Origin of the sequence: Mycobacterium sp. UM_Kg27, from assembly GCF_000972905.1 — a bacterium.
In the GTDB taxonomy this organism is placed as follows: Bacteria; Actinomycetota; Actinomycetes; order Mycobacteriales; family Mycobacteriaceae; genus Mycobacterium.
The window spans coordinates 36,345-55,029 of record NZ_JRMM01000013.1; the positions used below are offsets into that span (position 1 = coordinate 36,345).

An 18,685-nucleotide genomic window follows, 5' to 3' on the forward strand; every position below is an offset into this window, starting at 1 on the left:
CCGCGGGAGGTGCGCCCCGCTCATCGCCCGCCACCGCGTCGTCGCCGGCGCGGATCATGAGGCTGCCCGGCAGTCGGTCCCCGGTTCTGGAGGGGCCGGCGGCAGGTTGGTCAGGGTGGGCAGACGTGACTTTCCGGACGGGGGCGGCGGGCCGGGCCGCGGACCGGTGGGGACCATCCCGGGAGCGGGGCTGCGCGACGGCGTGGAACTGGAGCCGGTGGTGGTGCCGTGCGGGCACGGCGGCAGCAGTGAGTCGCGGGCCAGATTGCGCAGTTGGGTGATCGCGTCGTCGAGGGTGCCGGCAGGCAGGCCGTTGCTGACCTGTTGGCGGGCCGGCGGACGGAGATCCTGCAGCGTCATCAGCCGGCAGCTCAGCTTGTCGCCGGACTGCTTGAAGCTGATCTGCACCAGCTGGCCCTTGCTGTCCAGACAGCCCAGCAGGTAGGGCTCCTGCAGCGGCACACCCAGGATGGAGCCCTGCACACCGCGCATGATCGCCACCGTGCCGCCGTAGGCGGTGACGTAGTAGTTGGTGCGCACGACTGCGCGTCCGACCAACAGCCCGGCGCCCACCAGCGTCAACAGCAGCGCCGCGGCGATGAACTTGCGTCGCCGGGAGCGGGGCTGCCGGTCCGGCGTTTCGATACGCGGCAGCGCGCGCTTGGCGACCGTCTTGCGCGGGGAGATCGCCGATGCCCGCCCGGCGGCGGTGTTGAGGGCGATCACATGGTCGTCGTCGCTGTCGGAGACCGCCCCGGCCAGGATCGGCTGGGTCTGGCCGTAGTCGACGTCGACGACGTCGGCCACCACCACCGTGACGTTGTCGGGGCCGCCCCCGCGCAACGCCAGCTCGATGAGCCGCAGCGCGCAGTCGTTGACGTCCGGGATCTCCAGCGCCTCGTGGATGGTCTCGGTGCTCACCGGGTCCGACAGTCCGTCGGAGCACAGCAGATAGCGATCACCGGCCTGCGCCTCGCGCATGATCAGCGTCGGCTCCACCTCATGGCCGGTCAGCGCGCGCATGATCAGCGAGCGCTGCGGGTGGCTGTGTGCCTCCTCCAAGGTGATGCGGCCTTCGTCGACCAGGGTCTGTACGAAGGTGTCGTCCTTGGTGATCTGAGTGAGCTCGCCGTCGCGCAGCAGGTAGCCGCGCGAGTCGCCGATGTGGGCCAGCCCCAGCCGGGGGCCGGCGAACAGGATGGCGGTCAGGGTGGTGCCCATGCCCTCAAGCTCGGGGTGCTCTTCGACGTAGGCCGCGATCGCCGAGTTGCCCTCTTGCACGGCGCTTTCCAGCTTCCCCAGCAGGTCACCGCCGGGCTCGTCGTCGTCGAGATGCGCCAGCGCGGCAATCACAAGCTGCGACGCGACTTCACCGGCCGCGTGCCCGCCCATGCCGTCGGCCAACGCCAGCAGCCGGGCTCCGGCGTAGACGGAGTCCTCGTTGTTGGAGCGCACCAGACCGCGGTCGCTGCGGGCGGCGTACCGCAGAACCAGGCTCACCGGCGGAGCTCGATCGCGGTCTTGCCGATTCGTATCGGCGTGCCGACCGGAACCCGTACCGCAGTGGTCACCTTCACCCTGTCAAGGTAGGTCCCGTTGGTCGAACCCAGATCTTCGACATACCATTCCGTCCCCCGCTGAGATAGCCGAGCGTGCCGGGTGGAGGCGTAATCGTCGGTGAGCACCAGCGTGGAGTCGTCGGCGCGGCCCACCAGAACCGGCTGATCGCTGAGCGCGATGCGGGCCCCGGTCAGCGGTCCTTCGGTCACCACCAGATGCCGCGCGGTGGTCCGTTGCTGGCGCGGCGGAAGCAGCACGCCCCGGATCGACAGTCCGCGGCGGACCATCACCGCGCCGGTCGGTGCGTAGATGTCGGTCCGCAAAATCCGCAGCACGGACCAGATGAACAGCCACAACAACGTCAAAAAACCGGCTCGCGTCAGCTGCAGTACCAGTCCCTGCATCCGGCGTCCTCTCCGTTGTCGCGCAGCCCATGGCGTGCTCCCGGCGGCGGAGCACTTCGGCAAAGTCACGATACTTGGGCGCGGGGGGCCGTAGGGCAAAGCGGCAGCGCTTTGCTGGTTGGGTTTGTCGGTCGGGTGGACGCTGCCGCGGTGCCTAGTGGACCCGGACGATGATCTCGGAGTGCCCCAGCCGGATGACATCGCCGTCGGCGAGCTGCCACTCTTGGACCGGAGCGTTGTTCACCGTGGTGCCGTTGGTGGAGTTCAGGTCCGACAGCAGGGCAACCCGGCCGTCCCAGCGGATTTCGAGGTGACGGCGCGACACCCCGGTGTCGGGCAACCGGAACTGGGCGTCCTGACCGCGGCCCACCACGTTGGCGCCTTCGTGCAGCTGGTAGGTACGGCCGCTGCCGTCGTCGAGCTGCAGCGTGACCGAGGCGGGCGCGGAGTAGGCGCGCTGGCCGTAGCCTCCGCCCGGTGCCTCCCCGTATCCGCCCTGAGCCTGCTGGCCGTAGTCGTAGCCGCCCTGAGTGCCTTGACCCTCGCCGTAGCCGCCGGGCGCGGACTGGCCGTAGTCGTAGCCGGCGGGAGCCGGGGGGGCCTCGCCGTAGCCGTAGCCGGGCTGGCCGTAGTCCTGGCGGCCGTAGGACTGGCCGCCCTGGTCATACCCACCCTGGTCGTAGGCGGGGCGCTGCTCGTACTGGCCCTCGGGGTAGGCGTAGTCGTCCTGGCGGGCCGGGGGTGCCTCGCCGTAGCCGTAGCCGGGCTGGCCGCCGCCGGGGTAGGCCGGTGCCGCGGGCTGGTGCTGGGGGTAGCCCTGCTCGTAGCCGGCGGGAGCGCCGTAGCCGCTGGGCGGACGCTGCTCGTACGGCTGGGCCTGCTGGCCGTAGCCACCGCCCTGGCCGTAGCCGCCCTGACCGGGGTAGCCACCCTGCTCGGGGTAGCCACCCTGCTCGGGCCGACGGGGCGGAGCGTAGCCGCCGCCCTGGCCCTGATCGGGATAGCCGCCGCGCTGCTCTTGCTGGTAGTGGTCGCCGTCGGGGCCGTAGCCACGGGCGTCCTGACCGCCGCGAGCATCGTCGGCGGGCCGCCCGTAGCGGGGGTCGTAATACTCGTCGCCGGGACGATCCTGCCCGTGGGCGCCGCGGTAGCTCGGGTTATCGGTCATCGGTGGCACTCCTGATTCTGCGGTAAACGCATGAACTGATTGTGGCGGGCGGGATTCGTTGAGCGTCTCGTGGGGGCGGGCGTCAGGGTTGACGCCGCCCCGTGCGCGGACCTGGCCGGTTCGCAGGCTCGGCGACTGCTGGAACCGGACAACCACATCACCATACGTTTGCCACCCCTGTTCGCCGATGTGCCCAGCCAGATGCCGGGCGAAGGCCTTCGACGTCAGATCCTGGTCGGCGCCCACCTTGTCGTAGTCGTCCATACCGAGGGTAATGACGTATTCGTTGGGCGCCAAAAGTTGATCTCCGGCCAGGGAGCGCACCCCGGCGGCGGCTTCACGGCGTAGCGCAGCCTCGATCTCCTCGGGGAGGACTTCCCCTCCGAAGACCCGGGCCATCGCATCCTCCACAGCGGATTCGAGTTTGCGCTCGATGCGATGAACCAGCCCGCGCTGGCTGTCCAAGCTGCTACCCGCCTTACTCTCCGCCGTCACTAGCCCTATCGGGGACGCTGCTGCGGCGTGTCGCTCAGCTGCATCCGCCCTGGACATGGTATCGACCCGGGGTGCCAGGGCGGCACCCTTCTACGGCGGAGAATCGGATAAGACCAGGTCACGAAGGGGTCACGGCGCCTTGTTCCGGGCCGGGCGATGCGCATTGCGGGGGCCGGAGCCGATTTTTCGGGGAGCAGGGGGCCCGTGATACGCTCCCCCGGTTGCTCGGGCGAGTGGCGGAATGGCAGACGCGCTGGCTTCAGGTGCCAGTGTCCTTCGGGACGTGGGGGTTCAAGTCCCCCTTCGCCCACAGTGTGATCTCTCGGGAGATCCCGGACAGGCCGAACCCTCAGGGTTCGGCCTGTTTTTGGTTGTGGTGCCAGTGTGCGTGGCGGTCTTTGCCTGCTGGTTGGTAGTCGCGGGTTGGGGTCGATGGTGAGTTCTCGGAGTAGTTCGTCAGTGGCGGCGACGACGATGCGGACGTGGACGTTGTGGACGAGCTGGCAGACGGGGAATTGGGTTTAGGCGTTGACGCGCAGGTGGCGCCCTTCCAAGACCCTGACGGATCACAACTTCTGCGGTGGGCCGAGTAGTGCACGGGCGTCTTTGATCAGCAGCAGCAGGTGCAGCGGGTCGGTCGGCGAGGGCTCGAAATCGAAATGTGCGTAGAACGTCCGCGCCTGTTCATGCAACGCGTGCACCAGCAGCGCCCGCACCCCGATGATCTCCGCGGCCGCCACCGCGCGGGTGATTGCGTCCCGTAATAGTGCGGCGCCCAAGCCCTGGCCCTGTTCTTTGCGGTCGATCGCCAGCCGGGACAACAGGATCACCGGCACCGGATCGGGCATGTTGCGCCGCACCCGCCCGGGTGTGCCGGTGCGCTCCACCGCCGCCGAGGCCAGCGCGTAGAACCCGACGACGCGGCCGTCCCGGCACGTCACGAAACACCGGGACGCACCCTCGACGTGGTTGGCCAAGGCGCGTCCCCGCAGGTATTCGTCCAGGCTGGGCTCGCCGCTGTCGAACTCGGCGACCACATCGTGCTCACCGATCGGCCGGGGCGCGCTGTAGCCGCTCACTCGTCGAAGATCGACGGCTCCGCGAACAACTTCTCCAGCCGCGGCTTGTGCGCCACCGGCCGGTCCAGCACCGACACGAACTCCGACCAGGCCGAGGCATCGAGCATGAACAGCCGGCGATCGGCGAGCACGTCACGGGCACGAGCCAGCGTCGCGGTCACCGTGAAGTTGGTCAGGTCGGTCCCCTCCACCTCGGCGGCCCGACGAATCAGCGCGTCCTGCTCGGCAGTAAGACGCACCGCGAACCGCTCTGTCTTCGTGGCCATGCCACCCATTGTGTGCCTATCAGGCAGACAATGCAACGGGGTTTTGATCACGCCTCTGAACAGCGGCGATGCACTTCCTACCTGTAAAACACACGCTGACTCACGGCAAGAAGTACCGGGGCCGGTCGGGTCGCGGTGGGACGGCCACGGTCGTCTCGTCGCTTTCAACCCCTGTGAGGGGGACTGAGGCCGAAAGCGGCCGCCCGTGGCGATGCTGCTGAGCCACTTTCGTCGCTGCTGGCGGAGCGCCCCCCGATCACCAGAGCGGATCACGGCCGTTCCAGGCGATGAGCCGGTCGATGGCGGGGGCGTCGTCGGGGAGGGCGACGGCCTCGGCGAACGGCATGGCCACCTCGTCCAGGCCCATCGCGGCCGAGATCTCGGCATACAGCGCGCGACGGTTCGCCGGCGGCAGGATCCGGTGTGCGGACTGCAGCGCCGCGGCGATCACCGCGTCGTCCCAGTCGGGCTGCTGGCCGGTCGCCACAGCCAGGTCCCAGGTGTGCACGCTGACCTCGGAGAGGTAGGACGCCAGCACGTCGGCACCGCTGCCCTGGATCCACGGCAGCGCCATCGGTTGCTCAAGCACGCCGTCGTCACTCCAGGCCTGCGCAGCTCGTCGGGCTGATTCCTGCCAAGCATCGACCCAGCGACCGTCGGAGATCTGTGGGGCGGCGACGGTGAAGGGATCACCGCCGCTACCCAGGGCGGTGATGCGGTCCAGCACGGCGATGAGGTGGGTCAGCAAGGTCTGCACGTTCATCTCGGTGCAGGGCGTTGGGGCGGTGAGCTGCTCGGGTCGAATGCCGGCGATCACGCTCCCGCCGGTGGCAACGGCACGATCGAGAAGGGGCCGCGGGTCGGTCAGCGGGGCTGCGGGAGAACTCGTAGGTGTAGTCATGGCGCCATTGTGGTGACCATAACCGGTCACCTATTGGCCAGTTTGTGTGGAATTCTGCTGAGGTGCGAGCTGACCGGCTGGTGGCCACCCTTCTGCTGCTGCAGCAGCGCAAGCAGGTGACCGCCGTCGAGGTGGCCCGCGAGCTGGAGGTGTCCGAGCGCACCGCCCGCCGCGACCTCGAAGCCCTCAGTGTCGCCGGGATACCGGTGTACTCGGTGCAGGGCCGCGGGGGCGGGTGGCGCCTGGTGGGCGGCGCGCGCACCGACCTTTCGGGGCTGACCGCGAGCGAGGCTCGGGCGCTGTTTCTGGTGGCCGGACCCGCCTCGACGGCCACCCCGGACGTCAAGGCAGCCCTGCGCAAGCTCGTCCGGGCGTTGCCCGAGCCTTTCCGGGCGCAGGCCGAGGCCGCCGCCACGTCCGTGGTCGTCGATCCACGGCTTTGGGGTGCCAGTCAGGCCGCGCCGCCTCCACCGCGGTTCCTCGATGCGCTGCAGGAGGCCGTGATCAGGGGTGTGCAGGTGCGGCTCGGCTATGTCGACAGCAAAGGCGCCGTGACCGAGCGGACGGTCCACCCGCTGGGCATCGTCGCCAAGGGCCCGACGTGGTACCTGGTGTCGGAAACGGAGGTGGGCCGGCGGACCTTCCGTATCGATCGGGTGTCGTCGGTCGCGTTGACCGACGAGCCCGTGCGGCGGCCCCGGGGATTCGACCTTGCGCAGAGCTGGCGGGAGATCGCCGATGAGGTCGACCGCAAGCGCACCCCGCTGGAGGTCCAGGCGGTGTGCGCGCCCGACGGCCTCGGTCTGCTGCGGGCGATGCTCGGCGGCCGCCTGGAGGTGGGCGGTGCCACGCCCGACGGCCGGATCGGGGTGGTGATCCGGGGCCACAATGAATACGCCCTCGCCGGCCAACTCGCCGGGCTCGTCGAATGGCTCGAGGTCACCGGTCCGCAGGGCGTGCGCGATCACTTGGCCGCCATCGGGACCGCGCTGGCGGCGCGGTACCGATGAGCGCTGGCCCTCAGTACGCCGTCGCCACGTTCTCCTGGGCCCACCGTTTCTCGGCGTCCGATCCCCCCGGGGGCGGAACCAGGCCGTTGATCATCCACAGTTCTTCGCTGGTCTCGTCGACGTGGAACTCCCAGTGCAGGCCGGGGTGCTGATCCAGCGTCGGAGTAAGGATCTGGCTGATCCATTCGGTGATCCGCCGGCGGTTCTGGCTGTCGGCGGCATGCCGGGCGATGTGATCGATCACCACGCGCACCCCGACCCCGGTCGGCTCGCCACCGACGTAGAAGTCCTCCGGCGCGGTCTCCTGAAACAGGGTGACCACGTAGAAGCGCGGCAGCCCCGCCTTCTGGTAGTGGTCGGTGATGCGGGACGCCAGCGCGCGCTTGTCCGGTGCGCTGAAGAGCCCGGGGGAGTGATGAATGGTCCACAGGGGCATGGCGGTTCGGTGCTCCTTGATCCGGCTCAGTGCGACAAGGCGCCGGACAAGTCCTCGACCGGACCGGACAGCGCGGCTTTCACATGCCCGCTGATGTCGTCGGCCAGCACCTCGACGGCACCGGACTCCACGCCGTCGAGGATGCGCCGCGCCACCTCGCCCGGCGTCACCTTGGGGGCGTCCAGCTCGGCGACCATGTCGGTGTCGATCAAGCCGGCGTGGATGCCGACCACCTGTGTGTGCTGCGCCGCCAACTCGATGCGCAGCGAGTTGGTCACCGACCAGGCGGCGGCTTTGGACGCACCGTAGGCACCGTAGCCGGCCATCCAGGACAGCACCGAGTGCATGTTGACCAGCGCCCCTCCCCCGTTGGCCGCCAGGATCGGCGCGAACGCCCGTGCCAGGCGCAGCGGTCCGAAGACGTTGACGTCGAAGGTTTCGGTGATGCGCTCGAAGGAGCCGGTCAGCAGGGCGTCGGGCAGCAGCACGCCCGCGTTGTTGAACACCAGCTCGGCATCGCCGGCCGCTTCGGCCAGGGCCGCCACCGACTCGTCCGACCCGACTTCCAGCGCCAGCGGCACCACCTGCGGGCGCTCATCGGTGAATGTGGTGCGTGCGGTCGAGTAGACCTTGCGGGCTCCGCGCGCCAAAAGCTCGTCGACCAGGGCTGCGCCCAGTCCGCGCCGTCCGCCGGTGACCACCGCGACCTTTCCCTGTACTGCAACCATCTCCGGATCCTCTCTCGCTGACTAACGACTACGTTAGTAAGAGCAAAGCACGCCATGCTAGATAACGCAAGGGTTAGTCACGTAAGCTGGACCACATGCAGTTCGAACCCCGGTTGCGCGACCGATCGCGCTGGTCCACCGGCGATGCGTGTTCGGTGGTCCGGCTGCTCGATGTGCTGAGCACCAAGACGGCGTTCCTGGTGGTGCGGGAATGCTTCTACGGCACCAGCCGCTTCGAGGACTTCATGGCACGCATCGGCGCCTCGGCGCCGGCGGTGTCGCGGGCACTCAAGCAGCTCGAGTCCGCCGGAATCATCACCCGGGTCCCCTACCAGGAGGCCGGGCAGCGGGCCCGAGACGAGTATCGGCTGACACCCGCCGGCGAGGACCTGCTGCCCGTGATGCTGGCGTTGACCCAGTGGGGTGACAAGTACCTCCAGGACGGAAAACCGCCGCTGTCCTTCGTCGACGCCACCACCCAGCGCCGAATCGGGGTACGGGTCACTGACGAGTTGGATGCCCCGGCGCCCGACCCCGACAACATCGAGATCCGCTTGAACGCACCGCGCCGATCACGCTGAACAGCCGCCGAGTGCCGGCTCAGCGGCCCCGGATCACGGTCTCGGCGAACTCGGCAATCGACTCCGGCGGCGCGAAATCAGCGAACCACACGTAGAACCGTTGCGCCCCCTGGCTTTCGAGCCGACCGAAATGCTTGACCAGCGCTGCGGCATCACCGCACACCAGGCCCGATCCCAGCCGGCCGAATCGCCGCTGAGCCGTCTCTGACACCGCCGCCACGTCCTGGTCGAGTCGGGCGAAACCGACCATCTGCTGCACGGACGCGCGCGCAGAACCGATCGACGGCAGCAGCTCGGGCAACTTGTGCACATGCGTCGCCGGCAGGTTCCACCAATCGGCATAGCGGCGTACCAGCTGAAGCATGCGGGGGCCCACCCCGCCGAGCACCAGCGGGATCGGCATGCTCGGAGCGGGAGTCTGAGCCCGCTCCCCCTCGGCGCTCCAGTATTCGCCGAGCGACACCAGCGTCTCCCTCAGCGCGTCGACGCGTTGTCGCGGACCGGCGGTGGTGATTCCGTACTTGACCAGCTCGTCGGGCATCGAGCCGGAACCCAGCCCCAGTTCGAAGCGGCCGCCAGAGGCTTCGGCCAAGGTCGTCGCCTGCTTGGCCAGCACGGCGGGATGGCGGAATCCGTCGCACAACACCACGTGGCCGACCTTGATCCGTTCGGTGTGGGCGGCGACCCAGGTGGCCACGGTCATCGCCTCCCACAGCGGCGCGGTGGGGGCCATCGGGGTGTCCAGGTGGTCGAGGAATGCGACACCGTCGAAACCCGACGCCTCGGCCACCCGGGCGCGCGTCACCAGGTCACCCAGGCCGATTCTGGTCTGCGGCAGGTACAAGAACCACTCGGTCATCGTTTCCCCTTCGGGGCCGCAGTAGTCGGCGCTTGACGCAACCCCGGCAGCACGTAGCGGCGCACATGCTGTCGCACGGCTACGGGATCGTCGGGGTCCATGTGGTGTCCCGGGACGCTGCCGAAACTGATCAACACCCGAGCGACCCATTCACTGGCCTCGGGAATGTCGTTGTCCGGGTCGATGTCTCCGCTCTCGACGGCGGCTTCGACAAAGGGCTGCCAGAATGTCGCGAGATCGGGCACCAGGCCGCGGACGCCCGTGCCGGCGCAGGCGGTGAACTCGTCCGGCTCGGCGGTGCGCAACCGCATCAGCAGCGTGCCGGGATCGTCGTAGGCGCGGCGGCCGATCTGGACGCCGGCCACCAGCTGGTCCTCGAAGTCGGTGAGCGTCGACAGCTCGGCGCGGGTCTGCGCCCAGCTGGTTTCGATCAGCCGAATGATCGCCGCACCGACCAGCGTCGGCTTATCCGGGAAATTGCGGTACAGCCAGGCCCGGGAAACCCCCGCGGCCTGGGCGACGTCGATCATCGTCATTGCCCGAATCCCCTTGTCGGCCAATAGTTTCTCGGTCGCGTCGAGAAGCCGATCGGTCGTCGACGGGGACACGGGTGACGCTGACGCTTCGTTCACGGCCACCTCCTGGGCGGTAAGCCTAGCAAGGAGTAGACACATCGGTAGATCTGTGTACTATAGCGACGCGTCTCGTAGACACTTCTGCAAACCTGTCTACCCCGGATCTCGGAGGTTCCCCATGCCCGTACCCCGCACCGCAATCGTCGGTGCCGGTATCAGTGGCCTGACCGCCGGAAAGATGCTGAGCGACTATGCGATCGACTACAGCTGCTTCGAATCCTCCGACCGGATCGGCGGCAACTGGGCCTTCGGCAACCCGAACGGCCATTCCAGTGCCTACCGGTCGCTGCATATCGACACCTCCAAGCACCAGCTGTCGTTTCGCGACTTCCCCATGCCGGAGCACTACCCCGACTTCCTGCACCACACGCTGGTCAAGGAGTACCTGGAGTCCTATGCGGCGGCGTTTGAGCTCAAGCGCAACATCGAGTTCGACACCGAAGTCACCCATGCGCACCGGTTGCCCGGTGGTGGCTGGGAGCTGGAACTAGCCGGCGGGCAGCGTCGCCGGTTCGACCTGCTGGTCGTCGCCAACGGCCACCACTGGGATCCACGCCTGCCGGACTTCCCGGGCGAATTCAGCGGCGACACATTGCATGCGCACCACTACATCGACCCCAAGACACCGCTGGACTTCAGCGGAAAGCGGATCCTCGTGGTCGGCCTGGGTAACAGTGCCGCCGATATCGCCGTCGAACTGTCGTCGAAGGCGCTGGACAACGAGCTGACGTTGTCCACCCGGTCGGGCGCGTGGATCGTGCCGAAGTATCTGGCCGGAAAGCCCGCCGACAAGTACTTCCGGACCAGCCCGTATCTGCCGTTCTCCTGGCAGCGCAAGGTCGCTCAATGGGCACAGCCGATCATCGCCGGACGCCCCGAGGACCTCGGGCTGCCCACCCCCAACCACAAGTTCTTCGAAGCGCACCCCACCCAATCGGTGGAACTGCCGCTGCGCCTGGGGTCCGGCGACGTCATCCCCAAACCCAACATCAGCCGGCTCGACGGCGACACCGTGCACTTCATCGATGGCACCAACGGCCAATTCGACGTCATCATCTACGCCACCGGCTACAACATCACCTTCCCGTTCTTCGACCCGGAGTTCATCAGCGCACCGGGCAATCGAATCGACCTGTACAAGCGGATGTTCTATCCCGGCATCGACGACTTGGTGTTCGCCGGATTCGCCCAAGCCACCCCGACCCTGTTCCCGTTCGTCGAAGCCCAGGCCCGCCTCATCGGCGCCTACGCTGCCGGTCGCTACCGGCTGCCGTCGGTCGCCGAAATGCGCCGGGTGATCGAGGCCGACCGGCGCAAATACACCGGCCACATGCTCGACACCCCGCGCCACACCCAGCAACTGGACTACTTCCTTTACGAACACGACATGCGCACCGCGGAGATCCCGCGCGGCACCCGGCGCGCCGCTGAACTCGGCGTGCCCGGATGGGCCGGGGTGTGCGAGATGGAGGCATCCGCATGAGCGCGACCATCCGATTCGGCAGCGGCGGCGCCACGTGCGTCGGGCAGTTCTTTCCGGCGGCGCAATATGACGGCGACGGAGCCCCGGTCGTGGTGCTCGGACATGGCCTGGGCGGCACCGTCGACTCCGGCCTGATCCCGTTCGCCGAACGACTCAGCGAAGCCGGGTTCGCCGCCTTCGCCTTCGACTACCGGTACTTCGGCGCTTCAGAAGCACACCCGCGCCAACGGATTTCCATGCAAGAGCAGGTCGACGACTTTCGCTCGGCATGCTCGGCCGCGGCCGAGCAGACCGGTGTGGATGCTCGCCGGATCGTGGTGTGGGGGGTCTCGCTGGGCGGCGGGCATGTCTTCGAGGTGGCCGCCACCACGCCCGGTGTCGCCGCCGCCATCGCGCTGACACCCCTGGTCAGCGGACCGGCCGCTGCGATCGCGGCACTGCCACACCATCGCCCGGCAACAATGCTGCGTTCAACGGCCACGGGGTGGCGCAGTGCGCTGGCCCAACGCTTCGGCGGGTCGCCCGCGACCATCGCCCTGGTGGGCCGCCCCGGTGAGCTGGCCACCCTGACCGCCGACGGCTACCACGCGGCCTACACCGCGATGGCCGGCCCGACCTGGCGCAACGAGATCGACGCCCAGGTCGGTGTACAGCTCGGCGGCTACCGCCCGGCGGCCAAGCACGCCGAGGCCATCGCCTGCCCGATCCTGGTGCAGATAGCCGACTTCGACCGCGGCGCTCCCCCACAGGCAGCCGCCAAGGCGGCTTTCGCCGCCCGCGCCGAAGTGCGGCACTACCCCTGCGATCACTTCGACGTCTTCGCCGGTGGCGACTGGTTCGATCACGTTGTCGAGCACCAGATCTCGTTTTTGACCCGGCACCTGGCCGGCACGACCGCTACGGTCACGGGTTAGGAGGCCTGATGGCAGAGACCATGCAGCAGCTGCTCGCCGAACGCATCGGCGACACCAGCCTGGCGGTGCTCTACAACGACGTCGACGGCGGGCAGATCCGCTGGTCGTGGCGGGAGTACCTCGTCCGGGCGGCCCGCCACGGCGCCGCGGTGCTCGCGCGGGCCGACACCAGGCGGCCGATGCACGTCGGCGCCCTGCTGGGCAATAACCCCGCGATGCTCACCGCGCTCGCCGCCGCCGGGCTGGGGGGTTACGTCCTGTGCGGGGTCAACGACACCCGCCGCGGCTCGGCGCTGGCCGCGGATCTGCGCACCGCCGATGTGCAGATCCTGCTGGTCGACGCCGAACACCGCGCGCTGCTGCGGGGATTGGAGCTGCCCGGCGTCACCATCATCGACGTCGACGACCCGGCCTGGGCCAGCGAGTGCGCCGAAGCCGGGGTACTTCAGCCGCATCGGCATGTCGGGCCGCTGGACCCGTTCATGCTGATCTTCACCTCGGGCACCAGTGGCGACCCGAAAGCCGTTCTGGTCAGCCACTTCATGGTGCTGGTCGCCGGCCAGAGCCTGACCGAGCGATTCGAGCTGGGCGCCAACGACGTCGTCTACCTGTCCATGCCGCTGTTTCATTCCAATGCGATCGCAGCCGGCTTCGGACCCGCGGTGGCCGCCGGTGCGGCGATGGCGCCGGCGAAGTTCTCGGCTTCGCGGTTCCTGGCCGACATCCGCGCCTACGGTGGGACGTATATGAACTACGTCGGTAAACCGTTCGCCTACCTACTGGCGCATCCCGAGCAGCCCGATGACGCCGACAATCCGCTGCGGGTCGCGTTCGGCAACGAGGCCTCGGAGCGCGACATCGGTGAATTCGCCCGCCGGTTCGGTGTGCACGTGGTCGACGCCTTCGGTTCGACCGAGAACGCGGTGACCATCACCCGTGATGAAGGCACCCCGCCCGGTTCGGTGGGGCGTGGGTTCCCCGGCGTCGCCATCTACAACAGCGACACCAAAGCCGAGTGCCCGCCGGCGGTCTTCGACGAGCACGGCGCACTGCTCAACGCCGACGAGGCGATCGGGGAACTGGTCAACACCGCCGGGTCCGGGTTCTTCTCGGGCTATTACAACAACGAGCAGGCGACCGCGGACCGGATGCGCGACGGCATGTACTGGTCAGGCGACCTTGCCTACGCTGATGCCGACGGCTGGATCTACCTGGCCGGGCGCACCGCCGACTGGATGCGGGTCGATGGTGAGAACCTGGCGGCGGCGCCGATCGAGCGGATTCTGATGCGCCACCCCGACATCAACCAGGCCGCGGTGTACGCCGTGCCGGACGGTAACGTCGGCGATCAAGTGATGGCCGCAGTGGTCTTGCGCGACGATGCCCGGTTGACCGAGGGCGCATTGGCTGATTTCCTTGCCGCTCAAGAGGATCTGTCCCCCAAGGCCTGGCCGCGCTATGTCCGGGTGACCGCAGAGCTGCCCGCGACGGCAACCAACAAAGTCCTCAAACGGGTGTTGGCCGCCGACGGTACCGATGTCGGTGATGACACGCTGTGGGAGCGGCCCGGACGAGAGTGCACCTACCGCACCACCACCATGACGGGAGTGGGGCGATGACGGCTCAAAAACCCGTGGCCCTGATAGTCGGCGGCGCTTCGGGAATCGGGTTGGCCACCGCGCACACTCTGGCCGCGCGGGGTGACCATGTGGTGATCGCCGACATCAACGGAGACGCCGCGCACGCCCGCGCAGCCGAAATCGCCGGTTCAGCGAGGCTCGACGGAGGAGCGGCGAAGCTGGGACCGGCGCATGGACCCGGCGGCACGGCCACCGCCGTCGTCGCAGACGTGACCGACGAGGCCAGTGTCGCAGCGGCATTCGTGGCCGCCCGCGAACTCGGGCCGGTCCGCACGGTGGTCAGCTGCGCCGGCCTGTCGATTATCAGTCCGATCGCGGACATCGAGCTGTCCGGCTGGCAGACCACCATCGACGTCTGCCTCACCGGGACCATGCTGGTGATCAAACATGCGGCCCGCACCCTCGAAGACGGCGGCAGCGTGGTCGCCATCTCCTCGCTCAACGGGCGCCAGCCCGGCAGCTCCATGGCCGCATACTGCAGCGCCAAGGCCGGCGTGTTGATGCTGATCCAGGTGGCCGCACTGGAGCTGGGCGCCCGCGGCATCCGGGTCAACGCGGTCTCCCCCGGCCTGGTGGACACTCCCCTGGTCGCCGGCCTGGCGATGGTGCCGGGGCTCACCGACGAGTACATCGAGAACACCCCGCTCGGGCGCTCCGGCATTCCCGACGACATCGCGCAGGCCGTAGAGTTCTTGACCTCCGAACGTGCCGGCTGGATCACCGGATCCGCCTTCGACGTCAACGGTGGGGCGCATCTGAAGCGCTACCCCGACGTGCTCGGCAAAGTACAAGCCCTAGCTGAAGGATCGTGACATGCGCAGTGTCGTCATCGATGGGCCCGGGTCGATCCGAGTCGACACCCGCCCCGACCCCGAGTTGCCGGGAGCCGACGGCGCCGTCGTCGAAGTGACCGCGACCGCGATCTGCGGTTCCGATCTGCACTTCTACGAAGGCGACTACCCGATCGCCGACCCGGTTCCGCTGGGGCACGAGGCGATCGGCACTGTCGTCGAGGTCGGGTCGCAGGTGCACTCCGTGCGGGTCGGTGACCGGGTCATGGTGTCCTCGGTCGCGGGCTGCGGGCGGTGCGCCGGGTGCGGCACCCTCGATCCCATCCGGTGCCATTCGGGCCCGCAGATCTTCGGATCAGGTCTGTTGGGGGGTGCGCAGTCGGAGCTGCTTGCGGTGCCGGGCGCCGACTTTCAGCTTGCCCGTATCCCCGAGGGGATCCTTGACGCCGAAGCGCTGCTGCTCACCGACAACCTCGCCACCGGATGGGCGGCGGCGCTGCGGGCCGACACCCCGGTCGGCGGCACGGTAGCGGTCATCGGGTTGGGCGCGGTCGGTCTGTGTGCGGCACGCAGCGCGCTGTTCCTCGGCGCAGCAACGGTTCTCGGGATCGATCCGGTGCGTCAGCGCCGGGAGCGGGCTGCCCTGATGGGTGTGACCCCGGCAGAGCCGCCGACCACGGCCGCGGCCATGGAGCTCAGCGACGGGCGCGGTGTGGATGCGGTGATCGACGCCGTCGGCTCGGACACCACGATGTCCGACGCGCTGACCGCGGTGCGGCCCGGCGGCACCGTATCGGTGGTCGGAGTGCACGACCTGCAGCCCTTCCCCTTCCCGGCGCTGCCGGCACTACTGCGCAGTGTCACCCTGCGGATGACCACCGCACCCGTGCAACAGACGTGGCCGCAGCTGGTGCCGCTGTTGCAGTCCGGGCGACTGTCGGTGGACGGGATCTTCACCACCGAGATGGCCTTGGACGACGCGGCCGACGCCTACCGTGCCGTGGCGGCCCGGTCCGGCGACGTGGTGAAAGTACTGCTCACGCCGTAGCCTGACGCGACGGCGGGGGACGAGATCGCCAAAGTTCCGCTGAGAGCGCTGCCGCCTACCCGGTGCGCGGACGACGCGGCCGTAACCGCAGCGGTGGCATCATTGGGGCGGGCAGCCGTTGCAGGCGGCCTTGATAGCCGCTGACCTGTCCGAACTGGTCGTCCCCGTCTTGCCAGCGGCGCCGGAACTCGACGATCTCCTCGTGGGTGCGACCGATGAAGTTCCACCACAGCACCAGTTCCTCGCTGAACGGCACCCCGCCCAGCACCAGGATCCGGGCGGGGGAGTCACCGGTGTTGCGCAGCAGCAGTACCGAACGGCCGGGGCCTTGATAGCCGAGCGCCCCGATGTCCAGACCCGTGCCGCCCAGCGTGACTGCGCCCTGGTCGCACAGCACGCCGTGTTCGAATGCGGGATCAACGTCGAGCGCCAGTTCGGTGCGCGGATCCAGGTCGAGCTGAGCGCCCAGCAGGGGAGTGAACGACGGGACGGGGGAGCGGTACCCGGCCAGCTCACCGAGGAACACCAGCGCCGATGCGCCGGCCAGTGAAACGGGTTCGGGGGCAAAGTGGTTGAAGTCGCGGGCGCTATGGCGGGCCGTATCGGGCAGGGCCACCCACAGCTGCACGCCGCGCAGCAGGGGAGCCGACTGCGGCTCAACCGTGACCTCGGAGTGGCAGATTCCGGCGCCGGCGGTCATCAGATTCAACTCGCCGGGGTGCACCACCGCGTGCACGCCGGCGCTGTCGCGGTGCTCGACCCGCCCACTGAACAGCCAGCTCGCCGTCTGCAGACCGGTGTGCGGGTGCGGGGGCACGTCCATCCCGCCGTCGGCGGCGACGTCCTGCGGTCCGTAGTGGTCGACGAAGCACCAGGCGCCGATCAGGGAGCGGTCTCGTTGCGGCAGGGTGCGACGTACCCCGATGGCGCGCGCTCCGCCCAGCGGGACCTCGCGCGGGTGCAGCACCTCGATGTGGTCTTCGGGAGTTGCCGCACAGGCGAATTCAGCCGAGGTGGTCTCCAGGTTGCTCAACGGTTCACCTCCGGGCCGGCTGCCGTGCCACTGGCGCGATCCTACCGACTCGTGCCGTGGACGGGCCTGCTCAGGCCGCCGACCGCGGACCGAGTTGCCCGGCGGGCAGATGAAAAACCGTTGCTGTCACCGGCAGCTGGTCGCGCTCGTGGTGGGTCAGCAGCGTCTGGTTGTCGGGCAGCTCGCGGGCGTTGATCTCGCCGGCGGCGATCGCGCGCAGCAGCGCGTGGGCCCGGGCGAGCTCGGCCCGCTTGCGGTACTGGCCGCCGGGGAGCTTCACGCCGGCCCACACGCCGTACTCCTCGCCGCGTTCCACAGCGAGCGCCGCGCATTGGCGTTGCTGCGCGAGTGGGCAGCGCCGCAGGCATTGCAGCCGCGCCTCGGTGGAGGACTGTTCATAGGCCCGCGCCTTGGCGGCCCCGTCAGCGCCGTCGGCGTCGGGGTAGCCGAACCACAGCTCGGGGTTTGCGGAGCAGGGGGGTGCCATCGGAAGGACCTCCTCGTGGGCAGACCGGATAACGTAGAGAGAAACGTATACGATCGAATACGAAGGACGCAACAGATGGTGATAAAAACATATATGTAAGTAGTGCAGGGCCAGGCTGTGTACTATCCGTCCATGGCCGGGGCGCAACAATGAGCCGCGAAGCGGCGGGCGCGGCCATCCGGGCTCTGCGAGAGGCGCGCGACTGGTCGCTGGCCGACCTCGCCGCGGCCACCGGCGTGAGCATCATGGGGCTGAGCTACCTTGAGCGCGGCGCCCGGAAGCCCCACAAAGGCACAGTTCAGAAGGTTGAGAATGGGCTCGGTCTGCCGCCGGGCACCTATTCGCGGCTCCTGGTCGCCGACGACGCCGAGGCGGAGCTGGCTCAATTGATCGCCGCGACCGGATCGCAGGCGGCGGCCGCCCGTCCCGCCGGAGCCATCGTCGTCGACCGGCACAGCGACACCGAAGTGCTGGAGGGCTACGCGGAGGCGCAGCTGGATGCCCTGCGTTCGGTGATCGCGAGACTGCCGTCGGAAGCATCAGACGAATACGAGACGTATATTCTTTCCGTGATCACGCAGTGCGTGAAGGCGGAGATGCTCGCGGCCAGCTCCTGGCGGGTGGCGGTCAACGCGGGCGCCGATCACGCCGCCCGACTGATGGTGCACCTCCAGGCGCTGGAGGCCATTCGCGCTGACCTGCTGCAACGGATGCCCGGCAGCCTGACCGCTCGCTTCGACCGGGCGTGCGCACAGTCGTCACTGCCCGAACCGGTGATTGCGGCGTTGATCGGCGTCGGCCCCGAAGAGATGTGGGACATCCGCAACAGGGGAGTGATCCCGCCCGGCGCGCTGGCGCGAGTCCGCGCCTTCGCCGACGGGTCCATGGACGCGACAGCTGGTGGCGACGAAGGGGGATAACGGTGAGCAACGGTGAATTGGAGCTACTGACGCGCGCCAATGATCTGTTCGCGGGCAATCCACGGCCCGCGGCACTGGAGTCCGGGCTGGAACGCTACGCCGAGTTGTTGGAGCGCAACGCCAACACCGATACCGGCGCTGGGCATGACCGCTACCGGATGGCAGTGCTTGCGCAACGGGACCTGTTGCTGGCCAACGCACGTACCGATGCGCTGGCCACGACGGTGCTGGCCCTGTCTCTTATACA

At 68.6% G+C, this 18,685-nt stretch carries 19 protein-coding genes, 1 tRNA gene and 2 pseudogenes; 10 read left to right on the forward strand and 12 right to left on the reverse strand.

Annotation, left to right across the window (positions count from 1 at the left end):
- Positions 1-54: 54 nt before the first annotated feature.
- From LI94_RS03955 to LI94_RS03965, 3 genes are all read right to left on the reverse strand, one after another.
- Positions 55-1,500: a protein phosphatase 2C domain-containing protein gene (locus LI94_RS03955; protein ID WP_046300360.1), complete on the reverse strand. Its 1,446-nt coding sequence runs from the start codon at positions 1,498-1,500 to the stop codon at positions 55-57.
- Complete coding sequence (locus tag LI94_RS03960) at positions 1,497-1,964, reverse strand: FHA domain-containing protein (RefSeq protein WP_024442112.1); 468 nt, start codon at positions 1,962-1,964, stop codon at positions 1,497-1,499. The genes LI94_RS03955 and LI94_RS03960 overlap by 4 nt, the downstream gene beginning before the upstream one ends.
- Positions 1,965-2,118: 154 nt before the next feature.
- Positions 2,119-3,597 (reverse strand): DUF3662 and FHA domain-containing protein, encoded by a 1,479-nt coding sequence (locus LI94_RS03965; protein ID WP_024442113.1) that lies wholly within the window; start codon positions 3,595-3,597, stop codon positions 2,119-2,121.
- A 257-nt stretch (positions 3,598-3,854) separates the two neighbouring features.
- On the opposite strand from LI94_RS03965, the gene LI94_RS03970 reads away from it, so the two are divergent.
- Positions 3,855-3,937: transfer RNA gene (locus LI94_RS03970), tRNA-Leu, on the forward strand.
- 256 nt (positions 3,938-4,193) lie between these two features.
- Here the strand turns inward: LI94_RS03970 and LI94_RS03975 are convergent.
- From LI94_RS03975 to LI94_RS03985, 3 genes and pseudogenes are all read right to left on the reverse strand, one after another.
- Positions 4,194-4,706 carry a GNAT family N-acetyltransferase gene (locus LI94_RS03975; protein WP_046300361.1) on the reverse strand — a complete coding sequence of 171 codons (513 nt, stop codon included), beginning with the start codon at positions 4,704-4,706 and terminating at the stop codon, positions 4,194-4,196.
- Positions 4,703-5,008 (reverse strand): annotated as a pseudogene (locus LI94_RS03980) (DUF1778 domain-containing protein); the annotation flags it as partial. The pseudogene LI94_RS03980 and the gene LI94_RS03975, both read right to left, overlap by 4 nt.
- A gap of 220 nt (positions 5,009-5,228) precedes the next feature.
- On the reverse strand, positions 5,229-5,873 hold the full coding sequence (locus LI94_RS03985) for a TIGR03086 family metal-binding protein (protein ID WP_036457683.1): 645 nt from the start codon (positions 5,871-5,873) through the stop codon (positions 5,229-5,231).
- A 62-nt stretch (positions 5,874-5,935) separates the two neighbouring features.
- On the opposite strand from LI94_RS03985, the gene LI94_RS03990 reads away from it, so the two are divergent.
- Positions 5,936-6,883, forward strand: a complete 948-nt coding sequence (locus LI94_RS03990) for a WYL domain-containing protein (RefSeq protein WP_046300362.1) — start codon at positions 5,936-5,938, stop codon at positions 6,881-6,883.
- 10 nt (positions 6,884-6,893) lie between these two features.
- On the opposite strand, the gene LI94_RS03995 is transcribed toward LI94_RS03990, so the two are convergent.
- The gene (locus LI94_RS03995; protein ID WP_024442118.1) at positions 6,894-7,319 is read right to left on the reverse strand and encodes a tautomerase family protein; all 426 of its coding nucleotides are present in this window, start codon (positions 7,317-7,319) and stop codon (positions 6,894-6,896) included.
- A gap of 26 nt (positions 7,320-7,345) precedes the next feature.
- Positions 7,346-8,047, reverse strand: a complete 702-nt coding sequence (locus LI94_RS04000) for an SDR family oxidoreductase (protein WP_046300363.1) — start codon at positions 8,045-8,047, stop codon at positions 7,346-7,348.
- A gap of 95 nt (positions 8,048-8,142) precedes the next feature.
- On the opposite strand from LI94_RS04000, the gene LI94_RS04005 reads away from it, so the two are divergent.
- Positions 8,143-8,628, forward strand: coding sequence for a helix-turn-helix domain-containing protein (locus LI94_RS04005; RefSeq protein ID WP_046300364.1), 486 nt, complete (start codon positions 8,143-8,145; stop codon positions 8,626-8,628).
- Positions 8,629-8,647: 19 nt separating this feature from the next.
- Here LI94_RS04005 and LI94_RS04010 read toward each other — a convergent pair whose 3' ends face one another.
- Both LI94_RS04010 and LI94_RS04015 read right to left on the reverse strand, forming a co-directional pair.
- Entirely contained in the window at positions 8,648-9,487 is an 840-nt protein-coding gene (locus LI94_RS04010) for an LLM class flavin-dependent oxidoreductase (protein ID WP_024442121.1), read from the reverse strand.
- Complete coding sequence (locus tag LI94_RS04015) at positions 9,484-10,161, reverse strand: TetR/AcrR family transcriptional regulator (protein ID WP_046300365.1); 678 nt, start codon at positions 10,159-10,161, stop codon at positions 9,484-9,486. Before LI94_RS04015 ends, LI94_RS04010 begins: the two co-directional genes overlap by 4 nt.
- A gap of 79 nt (positions 10,162-10,240) precedes the next feature.
- Between LI94_RS04015 and LI94_RS04020 the strand changes: the two genes are divergently transcribed.
- From LI94_RS04020 to LI94_RS04040, 5 genes are read left to right on the forward strand one after another with little or no spacing between them, the layout of a single operon-like run.
- Positions 10,241-11,605, forward strand: coding sequence for an NAD(P)-binding domain-containing protein (locus tag LI94_RS04020; RefSeq protein ID WP_024442123.1), 1,365 nt, complete (start codon positions 10,241-10,243; stop codon positions 11,603-11,605).
- Positions 11,602-12,519: an alpha/beta fold hydrolase gene (locus tag LI94_RS04025; RefSeq protein ID WP_024442124.1), complete on the forward strand. Its 918-nt coding sequence runs from the start codon at positions 11,602-11,604 to the stop codon at positions 12,517-12,519. The genes LI94_RS04020 and LI94_RS04025 overlap by 4 nt, the downstream gene beginning before the upstream one ends.
- Positions 12,520-12,527: 8 nt before the next feature.
- Positions 12,528-14,138, forward strand: coding sequence for a fatty-acid--CoA ligase FadD1 (gene fadD1 / locus LI94_RS04030; RefSeq protein ID WP_046300366.1), 1,611 nt, complete (start codon positions 12,528-12,530; stop codon positions 14,136-14,138).
- The gene (locus LI94_RS04035; RefSeq protein ID WP_024442126.1) at positions 14,135-14,971 is read left to right on the forward strand and encodes an SDR family NAD(P)-dependent oxidoreductase; all 837 of its coding nucleotides are present in this window, start codon (positions 14,135-14,137) and stop codon (positions 14,969-14,971) included. Before fadD1 ends, LI94_RS04035 begins: the two co-directional genes overlap by 4 nt.
- 1 nt (position 14,972) lies before the next feature.
- Complete coding sequence (locus LI94_RS04040; protein ID WP_024442127.1) at positions 14,973-15,998, forward strand: alcohol dehydrogenase catalytic domain-containing protein; 1,026 nt, start codon at positions 14,973-14,975, stop codon at positions 15,996-15,998.
- A 55-nt stretch (positions 15,999-16,053) separates the two neighbouring features.
- Here LI94_RS04040 and LI94_RS04045 read toward each other — a convergent pair whose 3' ends face one another.
- Together LI94_RS04045 and LI94_RS04050 are read right to left on the reverse strand one after the other, a co-directional pair.
- A complete protein-coding gene (locus LI94_RS04045) occupies positions 16,054-17,031 on the reverse strand; it encodes a pirin family protein (protein ID WP_046300367.1) in 978 nt (325 codons plus the stop codon).
- Between the two features lie 70 nt (positions 17,032-17,101).
- Entirely contained in the window at positions 17,102-17,518 is a 417-nt protein-coding gene (locus LI94_RS04050) for a WhiB family transcriptional regulator (protein WP_024442129.1), read from the reverse strand.
- A 149-nt stretch (positions 17,519-17,667) separates the two neighbouring features.
- On the opposite strand from LI94_RS04050, the gene LI94_RS04055 reads away from it, so the two are divergent.
- Together LI94_RS04055 and LI94_RS04060 are read left to right on the forward strand one after the other, a co-directional pair.
- The gene (locus tag LI94_RS04055; RefSeq protein ID WP_036457684.1) at positions 17,668-18,438 is read left to right on the forward strand and encodes a helix-turn-helix domain-containing protein; all 771 of its coding nucleotides are present in this window, start codon (positions 17,668-17,670) and stop codon (positions 18,436-18,438) included.
- Between the two features lie 2 nt (positions 18,439-18,440).
- Positions 18,441-18,685 (forward strand): annotated as a pseudogene (locus LI94_RS04060) (NlpC/P60 family protein); the annotation flags it as partial.